We start from the raw sequence: 19098 nt of genomic DNA on the forward strand, positions 1-19098 counted from the left end.
GCCGCGGAACGGCTCGCGGCCCGCTTTCCGCAGGCCGAATTGCTGGTGGACAGCGCCGCGCTGCTGGCGCGCCTGCGCCCGGCGCTGGGTGAGCGCGCGCGCCTGGCCCTGGCTTTCGACGATGCGATCGAGGCCGAATTCGACATCCTGGCCGGAAGCGAGGCGCCGCTGCCCGGTGGCGGGCGGTTGCTGATCCACCCCACCCCGGCGCTGACCGCCATCGACATGGATGCCGGCAGCGCGGCCGGGGCGCGCGGCCCGCATGAGGTCGCCTTGCTGAACCGGAGCGCGCTGCCGGAACTCGCGCGGCAGATCCGCGCGCGGAACCTGGGCGGCGCCATCATGGTCGATTTCGCCGGCCTGTCGCCCAAGCGGCGGGAGGCACTGGCCGAACCGCTGCGGGATGCCCTGGCCCCCGATCGCCAGGCGCGGCTGCTGGGCTTCACCCATCTTGGCCTCGCCGAGATCGTTCGGGACCGCGTCCATCCGCCGTTGCATGAGGTGCTGGGCCGGCCGGCCTCAGCGCTGACGCGGGGGCTGACGGCGCTTCGCCAGGCGGCGCGGGAGGCAGCGGCGCGGCCGGGGCAGCGACTCGCGCTGCGCGCGGCGCCGATGGTGGTCGCGGCGCTGGAGGGACTGCCCGGCGCGCTGGAAGCCTTCGCGGCCGAGGCAGGCACCGCGCTGCTGCTACGTCCCGACCCGGCTGCCGCCGATCCTTCGATCGAGGAGGTCCGCCATGGCGACTGAACCAGCACCACGGCGGCCGGCGCGCTGCCCGATCTGCGGCCGGCCGGCCCAGGCCGAGACACGGCCCTTCTGCTCGCCACGCTGCGCGCAGGCGGATCTCGGGCGTTGGTTGACCGGCAGCTACGCAATTCCGGCCGAACCGGACGATGACGAGAAGGACGGTGCCTGACCCGGCTGGACAGGGGCCGCCGCCTCCGCTATTTCCCGCCGCCTCGCCGGGTTCCCACGGGAACCTTCATGGGCCCAGGTAGCTCAGTTGGTAGAGCATGCGACTGAAAATCGCAGTGTCGGTGGTTCGATTCCGCCCCTGGGCACCATCCTTCCCTATCATCTGACCCGTGCGTGAGGCTCGCCTGCAGGCGAGTGCGCTTGGCTTGGTCGTGTCCCCGGTGGGCGCCGGATAGGCATGCCGCCGGCGTTCCCTGCCCGCCGGTTTTGCCGCCCGAAGCGGGCAGGCTAGTCCTACATCGCATCACTCCTCGGAAAACCCGATGACCGCTCCCATCGAATTCGGCCTCGATACCTTCGGCGACGTCACCGCAAGCGCGGATGGCGCGGCGCTGCCGCAGGCACAGGTGATTCGTGACGTCATCGCCGAGGCGGCGCTCGCCGACAGCCTCGGCATCGATTTCTTCGGCGTCGGGGAACATCACCGCGAGGATTTCGCCGTCTCCGCGCCCGAGGTGGTGCTCGCCGCCATCGCTGGCCGGACGAATCGGATCCGGCTCGGCTCCGCCGTCACGGTGCTGAGTTCGGATGACCCGATCCGCGTCTTCCAGCGTTTCGCCACGCTCGATGCGGCCTCGAACGGCCGGGCCGAAGTGATACTTGGCCGCGGGTCCTTCACCGAATCCTTCCCTCTCTTCGGTTTCGCGCTCGATCAGTATGAGGTGCTGTTCGAGGAGAAGCTCGACCTCTTCGCCAAGCTGCTGCCGCAGGGCCCGGTGACCTGGTCGGGCTCGACACGCCCGCCGCTGCGCGACCAGCGCGTCTTTCCCGTCGTCGAGAACCCGCCGCTGCGGACCTGGATCGGCGTCGGCGGCAGCCCGGAATCGGTGATCCGGGCGGCGCGCTACGGGCTGCCGCTGATGCTCGCCATCATCGGGGGCGATCCGCACCGCTTCGGCCCCTATGCCGATCTCTATCGCCAGGCTTGCGACAAGCTCGGCCAGCCCGTGCGGCCGATCGGCGTGCATTCGCCCGGCTATGTCGCCGACACCGATGCAGCGGCGCGTGAGGAGCTGTGGCCGGACTACGGACGCATGCGCGACCGCATCGGCGCGGAACGCGGCTGGCCGCCCATGACCCGCGCGGAATTCGACAATGAGGTGGAGCACGGCTCGCTCTATGTCGGCGCGCCGGAGACGGTGGCGCGCAAGATCGCCGCGACGGTGAAGGCGCTCGGCCTTCAACGCTTCCAGCTGAAGTACAGCGCCGGCGCGCTCAGCCATGCGCGGCTGCTGCGCAGCATCGAGCTGTACGGCACGAAGGTGGTCCCGCTGGTGCGGGAGATGCTTGCCTGACGCAGAACTACGACCCGCCGATCAGGATGCCGGTGGCGAGCACCAGCCCGCCACCCAGCAGGATCTGGAACATCGCCCGCCCGGCCGGCGTTTCCATGTAGCGATGCTGGATCCAGACGATCGCCCACAGCTCGAAGAACACAACCACCAGCGCGATCACCGTCGCAGTCCAGAAATGCGGGATCAAATAGGGCAGCGCGTGGCCGAGCCCGCCCAGCGCCGTCATCACCCCCGACGCCAACCCCCGCTTCCACGGCGATCCGCGGCCCGACAGCTTGCCGTCGTCATGCGCCGCCTCGGTGAAGCCCATGGATATCCCGGCGCCGAGCGAGGCTGACAGGCCGACCACGAAGGTCGTCGCCGGGTTCTGTGTCGCGAAGGCAGTCGCGAAGATCGGTGCGAGGGTCGACACCGATCCATCCATCAGCCCGGCAAGGCCCGGCTGTACCCAGGTCAGCACGAATTGCCGCCTGGCGGCGGTCACCTCCTGCGCGCCGGCCTCGCCGCCGAGCCGGTCGGCGACCAGGTGGTCCGCCCGGTCCTCATGCTGCGCCTCCGCTGCCTCAAGGTCGCCAAGCAGCTTGCGCACCTCGGCATCGGTGCTGCGGGCGGCCGCGGCGGCGTAGAAGGCCTGCGCGTCCCGCTCCATCGCCGCGGCCTCCTCGCGGATCCGGTCGAGGCCGAGATTCTCGACCAGCCAGACCGGCTTGCGGCCGTAGAAATCGACCACATGCTCGCGCCGGATCGGCAGGATCAGATCGCCATAGCGCGCGCGATACAGGTCGATCAGGCGGCGGCGATGCTCGTTCTCCTCCTCGGCCATGGCGTCGAATACGGCGGCCGAGGCGGGGTAGCTGTCGCGCAGGCGGCTCGCATAGAGCGCGTAGATGCGGCTGTCCTCCTCCTCGGAGGAAATCGCCAGCGCTAGGATCTCCTGCGCCGAGAGGCTGTCGAAGCGGCGGCGGGAACCACCGAAGAAGGGCAGTAGCGATCGCATCGGGCCATTCCGGTCATGCGCCGCCGCGCGCGCCGGCCACCGGCACCCTGCGGCGGCCAGGGCGTTCCAGCCATAGCCGATCAGCCCGGCCGAGGCACCGGCGCGCCGTCAGCGCAGCAGCGGCGCGTAGCGGTCGCGATAGGCGAACAGCAGCATTCCCGTCAGCACGGCGAGGACCAGGGCGAGCGGCAGACCACCCGGGTTCAGCACCAGGTGGAACAGGATGATGACGGTGATGATCGGCAGCAGCAGCAGAAGCGCCGCCGCCGGCGCCCGGTTGAACAGCAGGCAGAGCCCCGCGATCAGGTCGATCGTCTTCATCAGCGGCCAGAGGAAGCCGCTTGCCTTCAGTTCCTCCTCGAGGCGCAGCCCGGCATCGGAGGTCGGCGGATGGATCAGTTGCTGCCCGGTCAGCATCCAAGCGAAGCCGTTCGCCGCCCCGAGCAGGAAGATCAAGGCAAGCAGGATGCGCGGAACATCGGTGGTCAGGCGACGGATCATGATGGCTCCGGAAGATTGGGAGCACTCTCCTACAGCGCCGCCGGCGCGCGGCAAGCCGCGGCCGGTCCGCGCTGTGATCCGTTTCACGCGGGGGCCCAGGCCCCCCGGTTCCGGCACCCCCTCCTGGCGGGGGCCGCGACTACGCGCCGACGGGCGGCTGCGGCCCGATCGGCGTCGCGCGGAAGGACATGGTCGTCGCCTGCCGTCCATTTAGCGTAATGACGCAGTCGAACTGGCGGTCGGCGTGGCCGATCTCCCGCGACCGGCATGCCGAGCTGACCGGCATGGTCCCGGCATAGCCCTGCAGCGTGGTGTCGCCATAGGTCACCAGCGTGCCCTGCACCGCCGGCTGGCCGTTCACCCGGATGTACAGGTCGTGGCGTGGTTCACTGTGCCCGCCGATCGGAACGCGGTTCGTCAGCATCTCGCCGGACAGCACCACCTGCTGGGTGGCGCCGGGATAGGCGCTCGGCACGACAACCACCTGATCCGGGGCGCGCGAGGTGCCGGGGGCCGTCATGCCGCAGCCCGTGGCGGCCAGCAGGGACAGACAGGCAATCGCTCCGCGTCGCATGGTCGTTCTCCTCCACTCCGTTGCGGGCAGTGAACGCCGCGGACGCAACGAAGTTGCACCGGACCAACCGCCGCCCGGCCATCCGGATGTCCGAATCCGCTTCCGGCCGCCCCCGGGCTGCCCTAGCGTCGGGGCGGGAGACTGCAGTCGGGGGACACGTGGCCTATGCGCTGCAACAGCTGATCAACGGGATCAGCCTCGGGATGATCTATGGGCTGATCGCCGTGGGCTACACGATGGTCTACGGCATCATCGGCATGATCAACTTCGCCCATGGCGACATCTTCATGGTCGGCGCCTTCATCGCGCTGATCTCGATCGTCATGCTGGTGTCGGGCGGCATCATGGACGGGCCGGCCGCGATCCTGATCGTGCTGCTGGTGTCGATGTGCGTCACCGCGCTGTATGGCTGGACCGTGGAACGCGTGGCCTACCGCCCCTTGCGCGGGTCGTTTCGCCTCGCACCGCTGATCTCGGCGATCGGCATGTCGATCGTGCTGCAGAACTACGTGCAGGTGGCCCAGGGCGCGCGGGTGAAGCCGATCGACGCGGTGCTGCCCGGCGGCGTGACGGTTCTGCACATGGACGCCTTCGCCGTGCAGTTCTCCTACATGCAGATGCTGATCATCGCGATCACGCTCGGCGTGCTGGCGGTCTTCACCTGGCTGGTCACGCGCACGCCGCTCGGCCGCGCCATGCGGGCCTGCGAGCAGGACCGCAAGATGGCGTCCCTGCTCGGCATCGACACCGACCGCACGATCAGCCTGACCTTCGTGATCGGCGCCGCGCTCGCGGCCGTGGCGGGGACGATGTACCTGCTGCGCTACGGCGTGATCGACTTCTACATCGGCTTCCTCGCGGGGGTGAAAGCCTTCACCGCCGCGGTCCTCGGCGGCATCGGTTCGCTGCCCGGCGCGGTGCTCGGCGGGCTGCTGATCGGGCTGATCGAGACCTTCTGGTCCGCCTATTTCTCCGTCCAGTACAAGGATGTCGCGGCCTTCTCGATCCTCGTGCTGGTGCTGATCTTCATGCCGACCGGACTGCTCGGCCGGGCAGAGGTCGAGAAGGTATGACGCTGCGGGCGCTGAAGGATGCGGCGCTGACGGCGCTGGTCGCGCTCGGCCTGTTCGTTCCCATGGTCGGGCTGCGCACCGATGTCGGGCCGACCGGCAGCCTGGTGCTGCGCCAGCGCTGGGGGGATGTGGCGATCCTGGTCGGCCTCGCTTTCGCCGGAAGGCTCGCCCTGCTGGCCTGGCGCGCCGCAAGGGGTGAGCCGAAGCCCGCTTCCGCGGCGCGCGTGGAGGCCCTGCGCAAGGCGGGGCGGCTGGTCGCGCCGGTGTTGCTGGCACTGGCGGTGCTGCTGCCTTTCATCCCCGGGACAGGACGGTATGAGCTCGACCTCGGCATCCTGGTGCTGACCTATGTGATGCTCGGCTGGGGGCTGAACATCGTGGTCGGGCTCGCCGGGCTACTCGACCTCGGCTACGTCGCCTTCTACGCGGTCGGTGCCTATTCCTATGCGCTGCTGGCGACGACCTTCGGCCTGTCCTTCTGGATCTGCCTGCCGCTGGCGGGCATCCTCGCGGCGTTCTGGGGGGTCCTGCTCGGGTTTCCGGTGCTGCGGCTGCGCGGCGACTACCTCGCCATCGTCACGCTGGCATTCGGCGAGATCATCCGCGTCCTGCTGCTCAACTGGGTCAGCCTGACCAACGGGCCGAACGGCATCACCGGCATCCCACGCCCGACCTTCTTCGGCCTGAGTTTCAGTGCCGGCGGGGGCCCCGGCTCCTTCTCCGATTTCTTCGGCATCGAGCCCTCCCCCTCGCATCGCGTGATCTTCCTCTACTACCTGATCCTCGCGCTCGCGCTGCTGACCAACTGGGTGAGCGTGCGGCTGCGGCGCCAGCCGCTCGGGCGCGCCTGGGAAGCGCTGCGGGAGGATGAGATCGCCTGCCGCGCCCTTGGCATCAACATCACCACCACGAAGCTGACCGCCTTCGCGCTGGGTGCGATGTTCGCCGGCTTCGCGGGGTCCTTCTTCGCCACGCGGCAGGGCTTCATCAGCCCGGAATCCTTCACCTTCATCGAAAGTGCTACGATCCTCGCCATCGTCGTGCTCGGCGGCATGGGCAGCCAGATCGGCATCGCCATCTCCGCCCTCATCATGATGGGCGGGTTCGAGGTGTTCCGCGATCTCGGTGAGTACCGGATGCTGGTGTTCGGCGGCGCGATGGTATTGATCATGGTCGTGCGCCCACGCGGACTGGTCGGGCATCGCACGCCCTCGGTCGCGTTGCGCGAAAGACGCAGCATCGGCGCCGAGCATGTCGCCGAGGGGCATGGCTGACTCATGGCGATGCCGATCCTCGAGACCGATACCCTGACCATGCGCTTCGGCGGCCTGGTCGCCGTGGATGCCGTGACCTTCACCGCCATGCGCGGCGACATCACCGCCATCATCGGCCCGAACGGCGCGGGCAAGACGACGCTGTTCAACTGCATCACCGGCTTCTACCGGCCTTCCGCCGGTGCGCTGCGGCTGTTCCGCGACAGCGCGCCGGTCGCCCTGCACCAATTGCCAGGCCACCGCATCGCCCGCGCCGGGGTCGCGCGTACCTTCCAGAACATCCGCCTGTTTCCCGGCATGACGGCGCTCGAGAACCTGCTCGTGGCGCAGCACAACACGCTGATGGCCGCGACCGGCTTCGGCGTCGGCGCCCTGCTCGGCGCGCCCGGGTATCGCCGCGCGGAGAAGGCGGCGATCGCCAAGGCCGTGCATTGGCTGGAACAGACCGCGCTGATCGAACGCGCGGACGACCCGGCCGGTGCCCTGCCCTACGGCCAGCAACGCCGGCTCGAGATCGCGCGCGCCATGTGCACCGACCCGGTTCTGCTGTGCCTCGACGAACCGGCCGCGGGCCTCAACCCGCGTGAATCGGAGGAACTGTCGGTCCTGCTGCGCGCCATCCGCGACGGCGGCTGCTCGCTGCTGCTGATCGAACACGACATGGGCGTGGTGATGGGCATTTCCGACCGGGTCGTGGTGCTCGACCACGGGCGCAAGATCGCCGATGGCACGCCGGCCGAGATCCGTGCCGATCCCCGCGTCATCGCCGCCTATCTCGGGGAGGGCGACGAGGAATGACCGCCCCGATGCTGGCCGTCGAAGCCGTCTCCACCGCCTATGGCGCCGTGCAGGCGCTGCGTGACGTGTCGATCGAGGTCGCGCAGGGCGAGATCGTCACCCTGGTCGGCGCCAATGGCGCAGGCAAATCCACCCTGCTGATGACCATCTGCGGCGATCCGCGCGCGCGGTCCGGCCGCGTGGTCTTCGAAGGCCGCGACATCACCCAGTTGCCGACGCACCAGATCATGCGCCTCGGCCTCGCGCAGGTGCCGGAGGGACGGCGCGTCTTCCCGCGCATGTCGGTGATGGAGAACCTGCTGATGGGCGCGCAGGTTGCCGGCCACGATCCGGCGCCGCTGCTCGAACAGGTCTTTGCCCTGTTCCCGCGCCTGAAGGAACGGGAGGTGCAACGTGGCGGCACGCTGTCGGGCGGGGAGCAGCAGATGCTGGCCATTGGCCGCGCGCTGATGTCGAAGCCGCGGCTGCTGCTGCTGGACGAACCCTCCCTCGGCCTCGCCCCACTGGTTGTGCGCCAGATCTTCCAGGCGATACGCGCGCTGAACGAAGCCGAGGGCCTGACCGTGCTGCTGGTGGAACAGAATGCCAACCAGGCGCTGCGCCTGGCCCATCGGGGCTACGTGCTGGTGAATGGCCGCATCACCCTGGCCGGCCCCGGCCGCGACCTTCTGGCCATGCCGGAGGTCCGCGACGCCTACCTCGGCGGGGGCCACTGAGTTTCCGCGGTCCAGGGGGCCGTTGCCCCCTGGCGGGGTGGCTTGGAGGGGCAGAGCCCCTCCAATCCCGTGCTATACGCCCCCCATGCTGCGCCTGACCGAACTGAAACTGCCGCTCGACCACCCGCCCGAGGCGATCGAGGCGGCCATCCGTACGCGCCTCGACCTGCGCGCCGATGAGCTGCGCGCGATCCACGTCGCCCGCCGTGCCTGGGATGCGCGCAAGCGTTCGGACATCTTCCTCGTCTATTCCGTCGATATCGAGGTGGCGGACGAAGCCGCCCTGCTGCGCCGCGCGGCGCGGGACCGCAGGCTGGTGCGCACGCTCGGTCCCACGCCGGACACCGCCTATCGCCAGGTCGCGCATGCGCCGCCCGCCGGCTGGAAGCGCCCCGTGGTCATCGGCACCGGCCCCTGTGGGCTGTTCGCCGCGCTGATCCTCGCCGAGATGGGCTTCCGCCCGATCATCCTCGACCGCGGCAAGGTGGTGCGCGAACGCACCAAGGACACCTGGGGCCTGTGGCGCCGCCGCGAACTGACGCCTGAAAGCAACGTGCAGTTCGGTGAAGGCGGCGCGGGCACTTTCTCCGACGGCAAGCTCTACTCCGGCATCAAGGCGCCGGAATCGATCACCAGGAAGGTTCTGACGGAATTCGTCGCAGCCGGCGCGCCGGAGGAGATCCTGTTCGTCGCCAAGCCGCATATCGGCACCTTCCGCCTTGTGACGATGGTGGAAAGCCTGCGCGAGAAGATCACCGCGCTCGGCGGCGAGTATCGCTTCGGCACCAAGGTCACGGACATCCTGGTCGAGACCGGTCGCGACGGCATCCGCCGCATGCGCGGCGTCGTCACCGAGGCCGGCGAGACGATCGAAGCGGACCACGTCGTGCTCGCCATCGGCCATTCGGCGCGCGACACCTTCCAGATGCTGTTCGACCGCGGCGTGCATATCGAGGCCAAGCCGTTTTCCATCGGCGTGCGCATCGAACATCCGCAGTCCATCATCGACCGCGCCCGCTTCGGGGATTTCTCGGGGAGCAGGATTCTCGGCGCGGCGGACTACAAGCTGGTGCACCACGCTGCGAACGGGCGCGGCGTCTATTCCTTCTGCATGTGCCCCGGCGGCACGGTGGTCGCCGCGGCCTCCGAACCCGGCCGCGTCGTGACCAACGGCATGAGCCAGTATTCGCGCGCCGAGCGGAACGCCAATGCCGGCATCGTGGTCGGCATCACGCCGGACCAGGACTATCCCGGCCATCCGCTCGCCGGCATCGACTTCCAGCGACACTGGGAGGAACAGGCCTTCATCGCCGGCGGCAGCGACTACAGCGCGCCGGCGCAGCGCGTGGGGGACTTCCTGGCGGGGCGGGCCTCGACCGTGCTTGGCTCGGTGGTGCCGTCCTATAAGCCGGGCGTGACACCGACCGATCTTTCACGTTGCCTGCCGGATTTCGTTGTCACGGCGATCCGCGAGGCCCTGCCCGCCTTCGGCCGCCAGATCCGTGGTTTCGACATGGAGGATGCGGTGATGACAGGGGTGGAGACGCGCACCTCGTCTCCCATCCGCATCCGCCGCGATGCGTCCTTCCGCAGCGTCAACACGGTCGGGCTGTATCCGGCCGGCGAGGGCGCGGGCTATGCGGGCGGCATCTTTTCGGCCGGCGTGGACGGCATCCGTGTGGCCGAGGCGGTGGGCCGCGACATGGCGGGACTGGGCGTGGCGGCAGCGTGACGGATTTCGACGTCGTCGTCCTCGGCGCGGGTGCGGCCGGGCTGTTCGCTGCGATGCGCGCCGGCCAGCGCGGGCGGCGCGTGCTGCTGCTGGATCATGCCGATGAGCCCGGCAAGAAGATCCTGATCTCCGGCGGCGGGCGCTGCAACTTCACCAATACCGGCTGCGTGCCGGACCGCTTCATCTCGGTCAACCGGCATTTCGCGCGGTCGGCGCTGGCGCGCTACACGCAGCACGACTTCATCGCGCTGATCGGCAAGCACCGCATCGCCTTCCACGAGAAGACGCTCGGCCAGTTGTTCTGCGACGGCTCGGCGCGGCAGGTCGTGCAGATGCTGCTGGCGGAATGTGAGGCCGCGGGCGTGGACCTTCGGCTGCGCCACCGCGTCACCGAGGTCACGCGCGGCAGTCGCTTCACCATCACCACCGACCATGGCGCCTTCACCGCAGAGAGCCTGGTGCTGGCGACCGGCGGGCTGTCGATACCGAAGATGGGCGCGACCGGCTTCGCGCATGACGTCACACGACGCTTCGGCCTGCCGGTCGTCGCACCGCGCCCCGGCCTGGTACCGCTGGCCTTCGACGGCGCGGCGCTCGACTTGATGCGCCCGCTAGCTGGCGTGGCGCTGCCGGTGATCGCGCGATGCGGCCGCGCCGCCTTTCCCGAGGCGATGCTGTTCACCCATCGCGGCCTGTCCGGGCCGGCGGTGTTGCAGGTTTCCTCCTACTGGCAACCCGGCACTCCCGTGGAGTTCGACCTGCTGCCGGGCCAGGATGCGGCGGCACTTCTGCTCACGGCAAAGCGCGCGCGGCCGAAGGCGGAACCGCGCACCATCCTGGCGGACCTGCTGCCGCAGCGCCTCGCCCAGGCGCTCGCCGCCGCGCATCTGCCGCCGCGCATCATGGGCGAGATCGGCGACGCGCCGCTCAAGGCGCTCGGCGCGCTGCTGAAGGCATGGCGGCCCGAACCCTCGGGCACCGAGGGCTACGCGAAGGCTGAGGTGACGCTCGGCGGCATCGGCACCGATGCGCTGTCATCGAAGACCATGATGGCCCAGGACGTGCCCGGGCTTTTCGTGATCGGGGAGGCAGTGGACGTTACCGGCTGGCTCGGCGGCTACAATTTCCAGTGGGCCTGGTCGAGCGGCTGGGCCGCGGGCGAGGCGGCCTAGAAACCGCCCCAGTTGCATACCATTCTCAACACCATGCGCCCGATCCTTCTTCTCGCCGGACTGGCACTCGCCGGCTGCGCCACCCAGGCCGGCTTCGACACGCGCATGCAGGAATTGGTCGGTCTGCCGGTCGGCGACCTGGTGCAACGCATCGGCGTGCCGGATGGCGACTTCACCACGCCCGAGGGTCGTCGCTTCCTGCAGTATGAACGGCTCGGTACCTCCGCCCCCACGCCGATGCCGGTGATGGGCTTCGGCGTCGGCGGATTCGGCTGGCGTGGCGGCTGGGGCGGCGGATGGGGGCTGGGATCGGCCTATCCCGCCTATGCGCCGCCGCCACCTTGCCGCGTGACCTTCGAAGTCCGCGCGGATCGCGTCGCATCCTTCACGCGCAGCGGCGGCGGTTGCGTGGCGACGCCGCCGGAGGGTTGACCGCTACCGCGGCACCATCGCCAGAGGGAACGATCGCAGATCGCGCTGCGCGGCGCGGAACACCGCGTTCTGCTGATGCCCCTTTTCCCGGGCGAGCTGCGGCACGCGCCGCATGACCCATTCGCCCAGCGCCAGCGCCGTCACGCGCCCTTCGGAATCCACCGCCGCGCGGCCGCGAATCCCTTCCATCAGCGCATAGGCGAAGACGCCGTTGCGGTCGTCGTAGGAATCCAGCGCCTCCTGCACGCTCGACGACGCCGCCAGCAGGAAGCGGCCGGTGTCGTTGCCGATCGCGGCGAGCTGATCGATGTCGATCTGCCCGGCATAGCAGGTGTCGATCAGGATGAAGGCGTCGCGCGCGCGGATGCGGGCGAGTGCCGCGACCAGCGTCGTGTCGTCCAGCGCCTGCTGGCGCAGCACGGGGAAGCTGCTGGTGTCGCGCACGTCTGATGGCAGGAACAGGAAGTGGTTGCCGGGCTGGGAGACGATGCCATGCCCCGCCATGTACAGGATGAAGGTATCGGCCGGCCCGGTATCGCGCGCCACGGCCGCCAGCGCTTCGAGGACACCGCGACGATTGGCGCGCGCGCTCGGCAGGAAGCGCAGATCGACCTCGCGGAACAGGCCGGCGCCGCTGGCGCGCAGCGCCTCGCCCACCGATTTCGCATCGGGTTCGGCGAAGCGCAGGTTGAGGTCGGGTTGCGCGTACTCGTTCACGCCGATGGCGAGCACCACCAGCCGCCCAGCCCCGGCTGCGGGTTCGGCTTCGCCGGGCCGGCGCAGCGTCAGGGACGGGCCTTCGGCGAACAGCGTGCCGTCGCTGGCGTAGAGCCGCGTGGCGATGCGATTGCTGCCGGGGTCGAGCGGCACCTCGACGCCCGCATCGCCCGCCGAGGGTTCGGCGCGCGCGGCGATCCGATCATTCACCAGCACGTCGAGCGGCCCGAAGCCAAGGCCACGATCCGTCGCCGTGAAGCCCATGCGCAGCGCCGTGGATCCTTCCGGCAATGCCCGCGCATCCCAGGCGATCGCCTGGCATTCCGTGCCCACCACGGCGCAGAGCGACGCCGGGGCGAGCGTCGGCAGGCGGCCGATCCGGTTGCGGACCTCGCCCAGCTGCGCAAGGCGTTCCTGCGCCGGGGCGAAATCCCCCGCGATGCGCGACCGCACCGCGCGCGGTGCGTAGAGCGCACGATAGGCCTGCTGGAAGGAGGCCCATTCCGGCGTCTGGTTGCGCCCGCCATTCAGGTGCACGCCGACGAGTTCCTGCCCGCCATTGGCGGCGTGGTCGAACAGACCCTCGGGCGACCACAACACCCAGCGCAGGGTCTCGGCATGGACGAACAGCGCGGCCTGTTCGCGCAGCGCGCCCGCCTCGAAGCGGTACCAGCGAATGGTGCCGTCGCCGAGCGCGGCGACGCCCATGTCGCCCGCCACCGTCACGCCCCAGACCGCGCCGGGCGTCGGGATCGCGTCGACCAGCCTGCCCTGCGCGTCGAACAGCCGCAGATGCGTGTCGGTGCCGAGCAGGAAGCCGTCCTCCCGCACCAGGATGGCAAGGCTGCGGGCGAACTCGCCCTCGCCCAGACGAAGCGGGACGTTGTTCAGCCGCGGACGGTTGGAATTGCGCCAGTCGAGCACGCGGATGCGCGGCGTCTCGGTCCGCGCCGTGGCGAAGCCGGCCTCCCCGCCCCAGGCGCTGAGATTACCGGTCAGCGGATCGAAGACGATCGGCGTGCCGCCGGCGCGCAGCGAGAACTGCACCTGCGTCCCATCGGCCGACAGGGCGAGGGTGACACCGGTATTGCGGAAATCCCCGCCCGGCGGCCGGGGCGCCGCGGCCAGCGTGCCGTCGGGCGCGATCCGCCCCCAGCCCGGATCCGCGGCAGCATAGACCAGCCCGCCCTGCGGCAGCGGCACCATATGCGCGACCGCGTCGCGTGACGCGGGGATGTCGGTCGCCGCGCCGAAGCCGAAATCGGCCCAGCGGCGGATCATGAACTCGCGCCGCGTATCCGGCGGTGAGACCAGCGCCGGGTCGAGCATGGCGCCCGGTGACGGCTGTTGCTGTCGCACGACCAGGCCGCGCCCGCCACCCGGCGCGGGGGATGAGGACGAGGATGATGCCGGCCCGGCGGGCCGCGGCGCGTTGGCTGGGGTTGCGGGCGGCGCTGGCGCCGGTGCGGGTGCGGGTGCGGCGCCCTGCGGACCGGCCGGACGGTTATGCCGCGCATAGCCGCCGGCATAGAGCTGCAACCCGCCGCGCCCGTCATGCGCCCACGCCACTGCCGGCAGCCCCTCCCCAGCCAGCCCCGCGACGTCGGGCACGAAGACCGTGCGCAGATCCGATGCGGCCAGGACCTCCACGCGCAGCCGGTCCTCGAACCCAAGCACCAGCAGCGAGCCTTCCGGCGAGAAGGCGATGCCATAGGGCCGCGCGCCTTGGACCGGCGTGCGCTGCGCAAGCCGCCGCCCATCCGGCGCATAGAGCCGCACCGAGCCATCGGCGGAACTGGCGGCAAGCCGCCCGCCGCCGTCGAAGGCGACCATACGGGTGGGGCCGGTGAAGCTCGCATCCTCGAACTGCAAGCGCCCGTTGCGCGCGTCCCAGACCTTGATGCCCGCGCGCCCGCCGAGCGCGGCCGCGAGCCGCGTGCCATCTGCCGAGAAGGCGAGATGCTGCACCGGCGCGGCCAGTCCCGGCAGCCGCGCCAGCAGCCGCCCGGTATTCGCATCGAAGATGTAGAGCGCGAAGCTGCTGTCCCAGGACCGCGCGGTGAAGCCGGCCGCCGCGACGCGCGCGCCATCGGGGGTCAGCGCCACGGCGTAGAGCTCGCCTTCCGCTTCGGCACCCATGGGCGGACGGATGACCAAGCGCTGCGTGCCCTCCGGCAGGTTCCACAACCGCAGCGTCTTGTCGTCGGATACGGTGGCGAGCGTGCCGCCCGCCGCATCGGTCGCGAGGCGTGCGACCGGGGCGATATGGGCCCCAGCCTCGATGCGCAGGTAAGGCTGCTGCGGCGGCTCGTTCGGCGCCTGGGCCGGCGCCGGCGCGAAAAGCCCGAGGGTCGCCGCGAGCCACAGGCCCAGCAGCGTGCGGCGACCGATCATCGGCTCAGCTGCTGCTCAGCTCGAAGCCTTGGCCCTGCGCCAGCCGGTCGGCGGTCGCCACGCTCTCGGAGAAGTTGTCACGCCGGGCGATGTTGGACGCCGCGAGCTGGCGGAACTCGCCATCCTGGCCACGGCCACCGACGCCCGCTTCCGGGCTGCCGAGGCCGCGCACGCCGACCGAGCTCGCCGGCACATAGCCGACCACGCCCGAGGACGTCTCGACGCGGGCGAAATTGCCCTGCGCCGGGCTGACCGTCACCGTCTCGTTGCGGCTGAGCTGGCCGATCTCGGCCGCGCCGGCATCGGGACGGATGCGGATGGGGGCGGAGACACGCGCCGTGGTGGGGGTTGCCCTCACCGCGCGGCGCGCCTGCACCTGGCCCTTCGTGCCCGGGGAGATGGTCTCGATGGCGCTGTCGAACTCGGCGCCGCGGGTGCCGATCTTCTGGTTGATCGTCTGCGCGAGAGCGACGTCGCGACGCATCAGGTCGCGCTGGTACGTCATCAGCGCCATGCCCTGGTCGCGGCTCATCCGGCCGGCGCGCACGCCGGCGCGGATCTGGTTCGCGGCATTCACGCGGCAATCGACCAGCTGGTTGAAGGCGAGCTGCGTCGCATCGAGCTGGCGATTTTCGTTCGCGATGTCGCCACCGACGGCCTGCACCAGCGCGCCCTGATTCTGCGACTGACGCTGGCGCGCTGCGATGTAGCCACCGACGCCGCCGACCACGCCACCCGCCACCGCGCCGATCGCCGCACCGGCCAGGATGTCGCTGCCGCGCCGCCCGGTCGCCGCGGCCAGCAAGCCACCCGCGATCGCGCCGGTGCCGGCGCCGATGGCCGCGCCGCGCACGATATCCTCGCCATAGAAATTGCCGGTGGAATCGAGCTGCACGACATAGGCGCGGCAGGCATCGCGCCCGTCATCCGCCCCGATGCGGCCCGCCTGGGTCGAGCAGCCGGCAAGCATGACGGCGGCGGTGAGGCAGGCGACAGGGCGGCGAAGGGAGGAACGCATCAAAAAAACTCCCGAGAGAAGATAGGCGAGACAGCGTAACAGGCCGTTACCCCTTGTGCCAGAGCGCCGCGCGCCGCCGCGTGCGCCAGGTCACGCTGGAGGTGGCGCGAATGGCCGCCGATCGCGTGTTCCCCCGCCGCCGGTAACTGCTCTAACCTTCCCTCAGACAGGGCCGCGGGCCATCGGGGCGCAAGGCGGCCGGCTTCAACGAAGGGACAAGCAATGGTCACGACACGCAGGCTGGTGCTCGGCGCGGGCCTCGGCACCTTGGCCATCGGGCGGGATGCCTTCGCGCAAGCCGCATCGGGCCCGATCCGCATCGCCACCGCCGGCCCGATGACCGGCCAGTACGCCGCCTTCGGCACCCAGATGCGCGAAGGCGCGACCCAGGCCGTGAACGATCTCAACGGAGCGGGCGGCGTGCTCGGCCGGCAGCTGGCGCTCGAGGTCGGCGACGATGCCTGCGACCCGCGCCAGGCGGTGTCGGTGGCGAACCAGCTCGCCGGGCGGCGCGTGCAGTTCGTCGCGGGGCATTTCTGCTCCGGCTCCTCGATCCCGGCGCGCGACGTCTATGCCGAGGAAGGCGTGCTGCAGATGTCGCCCGCCTCGACGAACCCGCGCTTCACCGACGAAGGCAAGTGGAACACCTTCCGCGTCTGCGGCCGCGACGACCAGCAGGGCCAGGTCGCCGGCGCCTATATCCTGCGCAACTTCCGCGACAAGAAGGTCGCGATTCTCCACGACAACTCGGCCTACGGTAAGGGCCTCGCCGACGAGACCAAGAAGGCGATGAACGCCGGCGGCATGCAGGAGACGATGTACGCCGCCTACACGCCCGGCGAGCGCGACTACAACGCGATCGTGTCGCGCATGAAGGCGGCGGGGATCGATGTCATCTATCTCGGCGGCTACCACACGGAAGGCGGGCTGATCATCCGCCAGGCCAAGGAACAGGGGATGAATGTCACCCTGATCGGCGGCGATGCGCTGGTGACCAACGAGTTCTGGCAGATCAGCGGCGCGGCGGGTGAAGGCACGCTGATGACCTTCTCCTCCGACCCGCGCAAGCGCCCGACCGCTGCTGATGTCGTGGCGCGCTTCCGCGCCCGCAACGTCGATCCCGAGGGCTATGTCCTCTACACCTACGCCGCCATCCAGATCTTCGCGGCGGCGGCGACCAAGGCGAACACCACGGACCCGCGGCGCCTCGCGGCAATCCTGAAGTCGGACGGGCCGTGGCAGTCGGTGCTCGGCCCGATCTCCTTCACGCCGAAGGGCGACGTGACTGTGCCGGACTACGTCTTCTACGTCTGGCGCAACGGGGCCTACGCCGAGATTTCGTGAATGGTGGCGCGCGGGGGTGTGGCCCATCCCCGCGCGCATCGCCGGTGAAGCTGCCACGATGCACTTCATGGTCATCGAGCGTTTCCGGAACCGCGACGCCAAGGCGGTCTACAGGAAGTTGCGCGCGGAGGGCCGCGGCCTGCCCGAAGGGCTGCACTATGTCGGGTCATGGATCGAGGCGAATTTCGATCGCTGCTTCCAGGTGATGGAATGCGACGATCCGCTGCTGCTGCAGGAATGGGTGCTGGGTTGGGGTGACCTCGTCACCTTCGAGCTCGTGCCTGTGGTTCCTTCGTCACAGACGCGTGCACTCGTCGAGCGGCATCTCGAACCGCTTGATTGCCGCAACGGCGAAGGCGCAGACTCCGATTCGTCAACAACCGAAAGGAGGTGATCCGGTGTCTCATCGCATCAATCGGGCAGTCGCGCTCGCGGCCCGGATCACCGCGGACCGATAGCTCCGCGGGTCACCAGGGCTTCGCGGGCCGCAACCGGCCACGCGATGGGAAGGCTTCGGCGGGATACCGCCGGGGCCTTCTTCGTTTCAGGGGATGCGCGCGGCGTATTCGGCTTCCAGCCGCGCGACCGTGTCCCAGAATGGCGGCGGCGCCGTGCCGGCAAGCCTTGCCGCGAGGATGCCGAGATGGGTGTGCCAGCCACCCGAGACGTTGATCATGCCGGCGTGGTCAAGGCGCCGATGCGTCAGCACCAGCAGCACGCGATCACCTTGTTCCGATAGTTCGATGGTCACTTCGGAATCCGGTTCGCCCTCATCGCGGGGCCAGGTGAAGGCGAGCAGCCGCGGCGGGTCGCAGGCGAGGATGCGATAGTCGAATTCGAGGCCCTCCTGCACCTGCCTGTACTTCTCCGGCGGCGTTTCCCCTGGCGAGAGATTCGCGTGGCGGAAATGCATCCGCGCCGCGCCGCCGGGACGCAGTTCCATCGGCCCGCCGCCGAACCAGGTGGCGCGCTTCTCCGGCTCCGTCAGGAAGGCCCAGACCCGTTCGATGGGGCCGGGCAGCAGGCGCCGGAAACGCACGGTTCCGGCTTCGGTCACCTCGCCATGATCGTCCATGTGCCGCGATCCTCCGTCCCTGACTGGTCACCGTTCGGCACACCGGTCCGGCGTGCGGACCCGTCCTGCCCCTGATCGGGTCCAGGATCAATCGTGGAGCGGCGGTCTCGCCTACCGCCGGACCCACTGGACGCTCAGCGTCTCGCGGAAGGCGAAGCGTTCGAGGTGGCGGGCGATCACGTCCTCCAGCTTGGTGAGGGATGCCTCGTCTGGTGCCACGGCCTGCATCAGCAGCGTCTCCGGCACCGACGCCGCGTCGAGCACGCACACGCCCATGGCGAATGCGATGCGACCCGTCGTCTCGCCGAGATCCACCGGCAACTTGTGCTGGAAGTGCTTGCAGAGTTGACCGAGGTAGCGGCGCGGGACGCCGGTGGCGGCGCGCGCATCCGACGCCATCATGGCGGGGGTGGTGTCCATCAGCTGCGCTCCACGCCATGGGCGGCCGCGTCGATCGCCGCGGCGACCGCGTCGATCTGGTCCTGGCTGAGCGGACCGCGGGCGAAGCGCAGCCGCAGGGCGAGCTTCAGATTCTCCATCGCGCGAATGATCTGTGGCGCGGGACCGCCGCCCTGGGCACGGCCGGCTTCGTCCATGCGGGCGAGCAGGGCGTCGAGCGCAGGGCGGTTGGCTTCGAGGAAAGCTCGGCCTTGCTCTGTCGCCTCATGCAGCTTGCGGCTGCCTTCGCCTGAGGTGTCGACGGTGACGTAGCCGAGTTCCTCGAGCAGCGTCAGCGTCGGGTAGATCACGCCGGGCGATGGGCTGTAGGCGCCGCCGACGCGTTCCTCGATCGCCTTGATGATCTCGTAGCCATGGCGGGGCTTCTCGGCGATCAGGCCGAGGATGACGAGGCGCAGGTCGCCATGGGCGAAGAAGCGGCCGAGGCCAGAGCGGCCGCCGCCACGATGACGGCGCCCGAAGCGGGGCCCGTCCTCGGGCCGGTCGGGGCGGGCGAAGCGGCAGCCATGGCCGCGTTCATGATGTCGATCGTGGGGATGTCGCATGGGTTCG

Annotated in this window: 20 protein-coding genes and 1 tRNA gene; 13 read left to right on the forward strand and 8 right to left on the reverse strand. The window is 70.0% G+C overall.

Annotated elements, in window-relative coordinates:
- The 4 genes from AC2YHJ_RS16495 to AC2YHJ_RS16510 form a co-directional block, all read left to right on the forward strand.
- Nucleotides 1–747: ribonuclease E/G (locus AC2YHJ_RS16495; RefSeq protein WP_487397178.1), on the forward strand; the 747-nt coding region annotated here is incomplete at its 5' end.
- On the forward strand, nt 737–916 hold the full coding sequence (gene yacG / locus AC2YHJ_RS16500; RefSeq protein WP_487397179.1) for a DNA gyrase inhibitor YacG: 180 nt from the start codon (nt 737–739) through the stop codon (nt 914–916). The genes AC2YHJ_RS16495 and yacG, both read left to right, overlap by 11 nt.
- A 72-nt stretch (nt 917–988) precedes the next feature.
- Nucleotides 989–1064, forward strand: a tRNA-Phe gene (locus tag AC2YHJ_RS16505).
- Nucleotides 1065–1238: 174 nt separating this feature from the next.
- Nucleotides 1239–2270, forward strand: coding sequence for an LLM class flavin-dependent oxidoreductase (locus tag AC2YHJ_RS16510; protein WP_487397180.1), 1032 nt, complete (start codon nt 1239–1241; stop codon nt 2268–2270).
- Nucleotides 2271–2277: 7 nt separating this feature from the next.
- Here the strand turns inward: AC2YHJ_RS16510 and mbfA are convergent, their stop codons facing one another.
- The 3 genes from mbfA to AC2YHJ_RS16525 all read right to left on the reverse strand — a co-directional run bounded on the left by mbfA (nt 2278) and on the right by AC2YHJ_RS16525 (nt 4342).
- Entirely contained in the window at nt 2278–3267 is a 990-nt protein-coding gene (gene mbfA, locus AC2YHJ_RS16515; protein ID WP_487397181.1) for an iron exporter MbfA, read from the reverse strand.
- Nucleotides 3268–3375: 108 nt separating this feature from the next.
- Nucleotides 3376–3768 carry a hypothetical protein gene (locus tag AC2YHJ_RS16520; RefSeq protein WP_487397182.1) on the reverse strand — a complete coding sequence of 131 codons (393 nt, stop codon included), beginning with the start codon at nt 3766–3768 and terminating at the stop codon, nt 3376–3378.
- A 139-nt stretch (nt 3769–3907) separates the two neighbouring features.
- Nucleotides 3908–4342: a hypothetical protein gene (locus tag AC2YHJ_RS16525; RefSeq protein ID WP_487397183.1), complete on the reverse strand. Its 435-nt coding sequence runs from the start codon at nt 4340–4342 to the stop codon at nt 3908–3910.
- Nucleotides 4343–4500: 158 nt separating this feature from the next.
- Between AC2YHJ_RS16525 and AC2YHJ_RS16530 the strand changes: the two genes are divergently transcribed.
- The 7 genes from AC2YHJ_RS16530 (at nt 4501) to AC2YHJ_RS16560 (ending at nt 11539) form a co-directional block, all read left to right on the forward strand.
- Nucleotides 4501–5415, forward strand: a complete 915-nt coding sequence (locus tag AC2YHJ_RS16530) for an ABC transporter permease subunit (protein ID WP_487397184.1) — start codon at nt 4501–4503, stop codon at nt 5413–5415.
- Nucleotides 5412–6689, forward strand: coding sequence for a high-affinity branched-chain amino acid ABC transporter permease LivM (livM, locus tag AC2YHJ_RS16535; protein WP_487397185.1), 1278 nt, complete (start codon nt 5412–5414; stop codon nt 6687–6689). Before AC2YHJ_RS16530 ends, livM begins: the two co-directional genes overlap by 4 nt.
- Before the next feature lie 3 nt (nt 6690–6692).
- A complete protein-coding gene (locus AC2YHJ_RS16540) occupies nt 6693–7487 on the forward strand; it encodes an ABC transporter ATP-binding protein (RefSeq protein ID WP_487397186.1) in 795 nt (264 codons plus the stop codon).
- Nucleotides 7484–8203, forward strand: a complete 720-nt coding sequence (locus AC2YHJ_RS16545) for an ABC transporter ATP-binding protein (protein ID WP_487397187.1) — start codon at nt 7484–7486, stop codon at nt 8201–8203. Before AC2YHJ_RS16540 ends, AC2YHJ_RS16545 begins: the two co-directional genes overlap by 4 nt.
- 85 nt (nt 8204–8288) lie before the next feature.
- On the forward strand, nt 8289–9935 hold the full coding sequence (locus tag AC2YHJ_RS16550) for an NAD(P)/FAD-dependent oxidoreductase (protein ID WP_487397188.1): 1647 nt from the start codon (nt 8289–8291) through the stop codon (nt 9933–9935).
- Nucleotides 9932–11107, forward strand: coding sequence for a BaiN/RdsA family NAD(P)/FAD-dependent oxidoreductase (locus tag AC2YHJ_RS16555; RefSeq protein ID WP_487397189.1), 1176 nt, complete (start codon nt 9932–9934; stop codon nt 11105–11107). Before AC2YHJ_RS16550 ends, AC2YHJ_RS16555 begins: the two co-directional genes overlap by 4 nt.
- Before the next feature lie 12 nt (nt 11108–11119).
- Nucleotides 11120–11539, forward strand: a complete 420-nt coding sequence (locus AC2YHJ_RS16560) for a hypothetical protein (protein ID WP_487397190.1) — start codon at nt 11120–11122, stop codon at nt 11537–11539.
- A 3-nt stretch (nt 11540–11542) separates the two neighbouring features.
- On the opposite strand, the gene AC2YHJ_RS16565 is transcribed toward AC2YHJ_RS16560, so the two are convergent.
- Both AC2YHJ_RS16565 and AC2YHJ_RS16570 read right to left on the reverse strand, forming a co-directional pair.
- The gene (locus AC2YHJ_RS16565; protein ID WP_487397191.1) at nt 11543–14650 is read right to left on the reverse strand and encodes a caspase family protein; all 3108 of its coding nucleotides are present in this window, start codon (nt 14648–14650) and stop codon (nt 11543–11545) included.
- Nucleotides 14651–14654: 4 nt separating this feature from the next.
- The gene (locus tag AC2YHJ_RS16570; RefSeq protein WP_487397192.1) at nt 14655–15668 is read right to left on the reverse strand and encodes an SH3 domain-containing protein; all 1014 of its coding nucleotides are present in this window, start codon (nt 15666–15668) and stop codon (nt 14655–14657) included.
- A 222-nt stretch (nt 15669–15890) separates the two neighbouring features.
- On the opposite strand from AC2YHJ_RS16570, the gene AC2YHJ_RS16575 reads away from it, so the two are divergent.
- The gene (locus AC2YHJ_RS16575; RefSeq protein ID WP_487397193.1) at nt 15891–17012 is read left to right on the forward strand and encodes a branched-chain amino acid ABC transporter substrate-binding protein; all 1122 of its coding nucleotides are present in this window, start codon (nt 15891–15893) and stop codon (nt 17010–17012) included.
- A 67-nt stretch (nt 17013–17079) separates the two neighbouring features.
- The gene (locus AC2YHJ_RS16580) at nt 17080–17406 is read left to right on the forward strand and encodes a DUF3303 domain-containing protein (RefSeq protein WP_487397194.1); all 327 of its coding nucleotides are present in this window, start codon (nt 17080–17082) and stop codon (nt 17404–17406) included.
- A gap of 150 nt (nt 17407–17556) precedes the next feature.
- Here the strand turns inward: AC2YHJ_RS16580 and AC2YHJ_RS16585 are convergent, their stop codons facing one another.
- The 3 genes from AC2YHJ_RS16585 to AC2YHJ_RS16595 all read right to left on the reverse strand — a co-directional run bounded on the left by AC2YHJ_RS16585 (nt 17557) and on the right by AC2YHJ_RS16595 (nt 19091).
- Nucleotides 17557–18087 (reverse strand): SRPBCC family protein, encoded by a 531-nt coding sequence (locus AC2YHJ_RS16585; RefSeq protein WP_487397195.1) that lies wholly within the window; start codon nt 18085–18087, stop codon nt 17557–17559.
- Nucleotides 18088–18198: 111 nt separating this feature from the next.
- Nucleotides 18199–18507: a DUF2218 domain-containing protein gene (locus AC2YHJ_RS16590; RefSeq protein ID WP_487397196.1), complete on the reverse strand. Its 309-nt coding sequence runs from the start codon at nt 18505–18507 to the stop codon at nt 18199–18201.
- Entirely contained in the window at nt 18507–19091 is a 585-nt protein-coding gene (locus tag AC2YHJ_RS16595; RefSeq protein WP_487397197.1) for a PadR family transcriptional regulator, read from the reverse strand. The genes AC2YHJ_RS16590 and AC2YHJ_RS16595 overlap by 1 nt, the downstream gene beginning before the upstream one ends.
- Nucleotides 19092–19098 lie beyond the last annotated feature (7 nt).

It is taken from the genome of Roseomonas sp. SRI_022 (genome assembly GCF_057586215.1).

Coding starts and splice junctions, on each gene's coding strand:
- yacG (WP_487397179.1), top strand. CDS start 737: ATGGCGACTGAACCAGCACCACGGCGGCCGGCGCGCTGCCCGATCTGC.
- AC2YHJ_RS16510 (WP_487397180.1), top strand. CDS start 1,239: ATGACCGCTCCCATCGAATTCGGCCTCGATACCTTCGGCGACGTCACC.
- mbfA (WP_487397181.1), bottom strand. CDS start 3,267: ATGCGATCGCTACTGCCCTTCTTCGGTGGTTCCCGCCGCCGCTTCGAC.
- AC2YHJ_RS16520 (WP_487397182.1), bottom strand. CDS start 3,768: ATGATCCGTCGCCTGACCACCGATGTTCCGCGCATCCTGCTTGCCTTG.
- AC2YHJ_RS16525 (WP_487397183.1), bottom strand. CDS start 4,342: ATGCGACGCGGAGCGATTGCCTGTCTGTCCCTGCTGGCCGCCACGGGC.
- livM (WP_487397185.1), top strand. CDS start 5,412: ATGACGCTGCGGGCGCTGAAGGATGCGGCGCTGACGGCGCTGGTCGCG.
- AC2YHJ_RS16540 (WP_487397186.1), top strand. CDS start 6,693: ATGGCGATGCCGATCCTCGAGACCGATACCCTGACCATGCGCTTCGGC.
- AC2YHJ_RS16545 (WP_487397187.1), top strand. CDS start 7,484: ATGACCGCCCCGATGCTGGCCGTCGAAGCCGTCTCCACCGCCTATGGC.
- AC2YHJ_RS16550 (WP_487397188.1), top strand. CDS start 8,289: ATGCTGCGCCTGACCGAACTGAAACTGCCGCTCGACCACCCGCCCGAG.
- AC2YHJ_RS16565 (WP_487397191.1), bottom strand. CDS start 14,650: ATGATCGGTCGCCGCACGCTGCTGGGCCTGTGGCTCGCGGCGACCCTC.
- AC2YHJ_RS16570 (WP_487397192.1), bottom strand. CDS start 15,668: ATGCGTTCCTCCCTTCGCCGCCCTGTCGCCTGCCTCACCGCCGCCGTC.
- AC2YHJ_RS16575 (WP_487397193.1), top strand. CDS start 15,891: ATGGTCACGACACGCAGGCTGGTGCTCGGCGCGGGCCTCGGCACCTTG.
- AC2YHJ_RS16580 (WP_487397194.1), top strand. CDS start 17,080: ATGGTCATCGAGCGTTTCCGGAACCGCGACGCCAAGGCGGTCTACAGG.
- AC2YHJ_RS16585 (WP_487397195.1), bottom strand. CDS start 18,087: ATGGACGATCATGGCGAGGTGACCGAAGCCGGAACCGTGCGTTTCCGG.
- AC2YHJ_RS16590 (WP_487397196.1), bottom strand. CDS start 18,507: ATGGACACCACCCCCGCCATGATGGCGTCGGATGCGCGCGCCGCCACC.
- AC2YHJ_RS16595 (WP_487397197.1), bottom strand. CDS start 19,091: ATGCGACATCCCCACGATCGACATCATGAACGCGGCCATGGCTGCCGC.